General features: G+C 56.9%; 6 protein-coding genes. 2 read left to right on the top strand and 4 right to left on the bottom strand.

Annotation, left to right across the window (positions count from 1 at the left end; all coding sequences use genetic code 11):
* Positions 1-164 precede the first annotated feature (164 nt).
* Positions 165-1,019 (top strand): DUF72 domain-containing protein, encoded by an 855-nt coding sequence (locus tag VGI36_13325; protein ID HEY2486125.1) that lies wholly within the window; start codon positions 165-167, stop codon positions 1,017-1,019.
* A gap of 19 nt (positions 1,020-1,038) precedes the next feature.
* On the opposite strand, the gene VGI36_13320 is transcribed toward VGI36_13325, so the two are convergent.
* Positions 1,039-1,314 (bottom strand): SDR family NAD(P)-dependent oxidoreductase, encoded by a 276-nt coding sequence (locus tag VGI36_13320; protein ID HEY2486124.1) that lies wholly within the window; start codon positions 1,312-1,314, stop codon positions 1,039-1,041.
* Positions 1,311-1,952: a hypothetical protein gene (locus VGI36_13315; GenBank protein HEY2486123.1), complete on the bottom strand. Its 642-nt coding sequence runs from the start codon at positions 1,950-1,952 to the stop codon at positions 1,311-1,313. The genes VGI36_13320 and VGI36_13315 overlap by 4 nt, the downstream gene beginning before the upstream one ends.
* A gap of 174 nt (positions 1,953-2,126) precedes the next feature.
* Here VGI36_13315 and VGI36_13310 point away from each other — a divergent pair, with 174 nt between their 5' ends.
* Positions 2,127-2,546 (top strand): MarR family transcriptional regulator, encoded by a 420-nt coding sequence (locus VGI36_13310; GenBank protein ID HEY2486122.1) that lies wholly within the window; start codon positions 2,127-2,129, stop codon positions 2,544-2,546.
* Here the strand turns inward: VGI36_13310 and VGI36_13305 are convergent.
* A complete protein-coding gene (locus tag VGI36_13305) occupies positions 2,543-4,501 on the bottom strand; it encodes a heavy metal translocating P-type ATPase (GenBank protein HEY2486121.1) in 1,959 nt (652 codons plus the stop codon). The genes VGI36_13310 and VGI36_13305 overlap by 4 nt on opposite strands.
* 139 nt (positions 4,502-4,640) lie before the next feature.
* Positions 4,641-4,854: efflux RND transporter permease subunit (locus VGI36_13300; GenBank protein HEY2486120.1), on the bottom strand; the 214-nt coding region annotated here is incomplete at its 5' end.

Here is a 4,854-nt window from a genome sequence, read left to right as displayed (position 1 = left end):
GGCATAGAACTCGATACCGCACTTCGCGCACTCCTTCAAAAACAATTGCTGTCCGTTTAGGATGACCGCTTTAGCGTGCTTGATTTTCTTGAAGAGGCGCAACTTTTTCCCAATAAGCATTGCTAGAGTTTACCACCGCCGCTCCCGGTGTAGAATCTCGGGGCATGACGGAACTGCGCCTCGGCACTTCGGCCTTTGTGGCTTCTGGGTGGCAAGGTTCGTTCTACCCGGTCGGCATGAAGTCCGCCGACTACCTAACCTACTACGCGACGAAATTCGACACTGTGGAAGTGGATTCGACATTTTATCGCGCGCCCTCAGTCGCTACCGTTAGTGGATGGGAACGCAAAACTCCGCCAGGGTTCAAACTGGCCGCGAAGGTTCCTCAAATAATCACCCACGAGAAGGTCTTGCAGAATTGCGATGATGACCTGAAGCAGTTTCTCGACACGATGGATTTAATGGGCGAGAAGCTCGGACCGCTTTTGTTTCAATTTGGACATTTCAATAGCACGGTCTTCAGAAGTGGGAAGGAATTTCTGGCGCGACTAGCGCCATTCCTCAGCAAGCTTCCCAAGGACCATCATTTTGCGTTGGAGATTCGGAACAAATGGTGGCTGGACGCCGACTTCTTCGACTTGCTCCGCGTGCATAACGTTGCGTACGCGTTAACCGAGCGATCATTTATGCCGGGTCCGAATGAAATATTTGTGAAGTTTGACCCCATCACCGCCGACTTCGCCTATATTCGCTGGCTGGGCGATAGGATAGGGATCGAGCGCATCACAAGGGTTTGGAATCGAATCGTGGTGGACCGGACAGCGGAAATGACTTCATGGGTCGATGTGTGCAAGAAGATTCAACGACGCGGAGTCACGATCTATGGATACTTCAACAACCATTACGCCGGGTTCGGTCCTGCCAGCGTTCAACTTTTCCGTGATATGTGCATCAAAAACGGGCTCGAATTTCCTACGGTCGCACCTCCACCAGTGATCGAGCGAACGTTATTTGACTGAGCGATCCCCTGCCACCTCTTCAGGTTTGCCCGTGACTAGGCACCAGGCATCCGAACTCACCTTCGATCCGAAGACGAGCGGCCTCGATATCGGCAAAGTTCGTGACATCGCCACTGATCTGCATCGAACGGCCGCCGGCGAGATCGATTTCTTTTCGGATGGACGATAGCGCTGCGCCGTCCCTTCCGTGGACCACGACCTTGGCCCCCAGCTGCGCAAATGATTTGGCGATTGCGGCTCCGATGCCCCGTGACCTGCCCGTTACCAGCGCGACCTGATCTCGTATAGAACTCATGCGGTTGCTCCTTCTCCGGACGCTGCTTCTGTACGGCGGAGTGTTTTTGGCAAGCGGCCGCCAACCAGGATCAGCCAGGCGAATCCAACGAACCTCGTTACTGGGATTGCCAGGTTCGCGGGATAGACGATCAGGCTCAAATAGGACAGCTCGCCGGCCACCGCGACGATCATTCCCAGTACGGTCAGCCACCGCGGCAACAGGCGAGCAAAGTGGCTGGTAACCGAGACTCCAGCAGCGAGAAGCCCGAAGGCCACCGCAAAACCAGCACCACCGAACAAGAACGATAGGAAGTACAGAACACGCGTAGCCACGAGCGATGCCGACACTTCGGGCACCGAAAGCACCCACGTACACACGCCAGAGATTGCGATCGTTCCCGACGCGGCGAAGCCGCCGAAGAGCGCGATGTTGGTGCCCGCGGCACGCACGCCGAGATAACGCAGTCGGCTAACAACTGTGGCGGTGTAGATGGCAAGTGGCACTGCGGAGCCGAAGAAGAAAAACGCGCTCAGTTTGACTGCGAATGGGCTCGCGGCAAAGAAGGCACGTGCGGCCTCGGCATCGCCGAAGGGGGTAACGAACGAGGGGCCGTGGCGCAGCAGGACCGCAGAGGCGATATTGGCGACGAACAGCAAAGTGTAAACAATGGCCAGGGGCAAGAGCGCAGGCCCGGCAAATCGTGTTGCAGGAGTTGGTTTCATAATATAATAGTTTATATCATAAACGATTTAAAAATGCAACTATACGTTGTGCAAAGAACAAAAGCCCCATTGGCCTTCCTCCTGGCCCAAGTAGGTGCCCATGCAGCTATGCGATTCGGCGAACGAATCGCCCAACTCAATCTCACACCGCCTGACGCCGGGATCCTCCGCATGCTGGGGACCTCCAGCGGGCTCAGTCAGCAGGATCTGTCGACGAGACTCGGCATCCATCCCAGTCGTTTGGTGGCGATACTCGACGCGCTCGAGGACCGACGGCTGGTCGAACGCCGACCAAATGCCGATGATCGCCGGCAGTATGCGCTGCATCTGACCGAGAAGGGCGAGGGCATGCTCAGCGAGATAGGCCGCATCGGTCGCGAGCACATAGAATCGTTATCCGCCTCGTTGACCGCTGCCGAACGTGAACAGCTCGGCGAACTTCTTCAGAAGATCGCGACCGAGCAGGGACTTGCTCCCGGCGTTCACCCCGGATATCGGCGCATGAAACCCGGCACGAAGAAGGCCTAATTGTTCAGTCCTACTTCGCGCTGCAATTTCAATCTGCGAAGTAGTTGAGCGTTGACGGCTACGATGATGGTAGACAGGTTCATCGCAACCGCACCGACACTCATGGGGATTTCCAAACGCCATCGGACGAAGAGGCCTGCGGCGACGGGGATAGCGACTATGTTATAAGCGATTGCCCAAACGAGATTTTGGATCATTTTTCTGTAAGTAGCCCGAGATAATTGGATGGCTCCGACAACGTCGCGAGGATCACTCCGCACGAGCACAATTCCGGCGGACTCAATTGCCACATCGGTTCCTGCACCTATTGCGATTCCTACATCTGCGGTCGCCAGCGCCGGTGCGTCGTTCACGCCGTCGCCTACCATGGCGACCTTCTTGCCGCCGGCCTGAAAACGCTCTACTGCCGAGGCCTTGTCAGCGGGTAGAACCTCCGCTGCGACCTCATCGATTCCGATCCGCCGGGCGACCGAATTGGCAACCATCTTCGAATCTCCGGTGATCATGGCGACCCGGATACCTAGTCGATGAAGTTCGCTGACGGCTTCCGACGATTCGGGCCGAATCTCATCTTCAACGGCGAAAGCTCCGAGCAGTCGGCCAGCAGCAACCGTGTAGAGAACCGTCTTCCCATCGGATGCCCATGTGGTTGTCAGTTTTTCAACGTCTGGCGGCGTGATCGCCCTGGCTTCAGTCAACAACCGGGTTCCCCCGATTTCGACACTCCTGCCTTCCACGAATGCCTTCGCTCCGCGACCGGGCAGGGCCTCGAAATTCGTGGCTGATAAGCGCTCCACGTTTCGGCGCTTGGCTTCGGCGACGATTGCCTTAGCAAGCGGATGTTCGGAGGTGGACTCCACAGCGGCAGTAAGTGCCATCAAATCGTCTGCGGCAATGCCAGGTGCCGCGATTACGTCTGAAACCGCTGGAGAACCGCGTGTCAGCGTTCCGGTCTTATCGAAGATGACTATGTCCAAATCGCGCGCGCGCTCGAGTGCGAGTCTGTCCTTCACAAGGAGCCCGTTTTGAGCGCCTAGCGATGTCGAAATAGCGATTACGAGCGGAATCGCCAATCCTAGGGCATGGGGGCAGGCGATGATGAGGACCGTTGCAGTTCGAATGAGGGCGTGTTCTTTGTCGCCTGAGATCGACCAGTAGATGAAAGTGATCGCTCCAGCGGCGACCGCCACGTAGAAAAGGATCGCGGCGGCACGGTCGGCAAGAGCTTGCGTGCGAGAGCCAGAAGCCTCGGCGGCGGCGACGAGCCGCATGATTCCAGAGAGAGCAGTTTGGTCGCCGACTGCGGTGACGCGGACGCGAAGACTTCCTCGACTGGCAACTGTTCCCGCAATGACTTTAGCTCCTGCTCCCTTCGGTACCGTTTTAGACTCACCGCTAATCATGGACTCGTCAACATCGGCCGCGCCCTCAACGACCGTGCCATCTGCTGGAACACGGGCTCCGGGCCGCACCAGAACGATGTCGCCAACGCTCAACGCAGAGAGCGGAACCGATTCAGTCTCTCCGCCCTTTACGCGTTCAGCGGTATCGGGAAGAAGGGCGGAGAGCGCATTGAGTGCGCCGCGCGCCTGGGAAATGGCTCGCATTTCCAGCCAGTGGCCGAGGAGCATGACCGTAATCAGTGATGTGAGTTCCCACCAAACGTCAAGCTCAAATAGGCCGAATGTCGCAGCGAGCGATGTTCCAAATGCGGCTATGATCCCCAGGCTGATGAGAGTCATCATGCCCGGCTTGTAATCGGTGAGTTCGCCCCATGCTCCGCGGATGAAAACGAAGCCGCCATAAACGAAGACGGCGGTTCCAAGGATAGGCGGAATTAATTTTGAGCCAGGGAAGGTAGGTGCCGAGTAACCAAGCCAGTGTTGAACATCGGTTGACCAAAACACGACAGGGATGGTGAGAGCGAAACTCAGCCAAAATTTATCGCGAAACATGGCAACCGAGTGTCCGGCGTGACGGTCGTGGCTCGCGTGAATGTCGGACATGTTGTGACCCGTGTGTGGCTCGGTCATCTGCGGGTGATCGCGCTGCGTCATGTGGCTCATTTTGAGTCCAAGCGCCGAAGCGGCAGTTCTATTCCGTACCTGTCTTGATAGTCAGAGTCCCGGCGCGAAGCGCACGCTGTTTGATCAGGGCGAAGAAGACCGGGACCAGAATCAGGACGTGAATCGTTGAGGTGATCATGCCGCCCACGATAGGAGCGGCAATCGGTTTCATTACATCGGAGCCAACACCTGTTTCACACAGAATCGGAATCAGGCTGGCGAGAACAACACAGACCGTCATT

The organism is Candidatus Binataceae bacterium (assembly GCA_036495685.1).
Lineage (GTDB): Bacteria > Desulfobacterota > Binatia > Binatales > Binataceae > JAFAHS01.
This window is presented reverse-complemented; position numbering and strand designations above follow the sequence as displayed.

What these genes read in the sequence shown, in the direction of transcription:
- VGI36_13325 (HEY2486125.1), top strand. Translation starts at nt 165, where the DNA reads ATGACGGAACTGCGCCTCGGCACTTCGGCCTTTGTGGCTTCTGGGTGG.
- VGI36_13320 (HEY2486124.1), bottom strand. Translation starts at nt 1,314, where the DNA reads ATGAGTTCTATACGAGATCAGGTCGCGCTGGTAACGGGCAGGTCACGG.
- VGI36_13310 (HEY2486122.1), top strand. Translation starts at nt 2,127, where the DNA reads ATGCGATTCGGCGAACGAATCGCCCAACTCAATCTCACACCGCCTGAC.
- VGI36_13305 (HEY2486121.1), bottom strand. Translation starts at nt 4,501, where the DNA reads ATGTTTCGCGATAAATTTTGGCTGAGTTTCGCTCTCACCATCCCTGTC.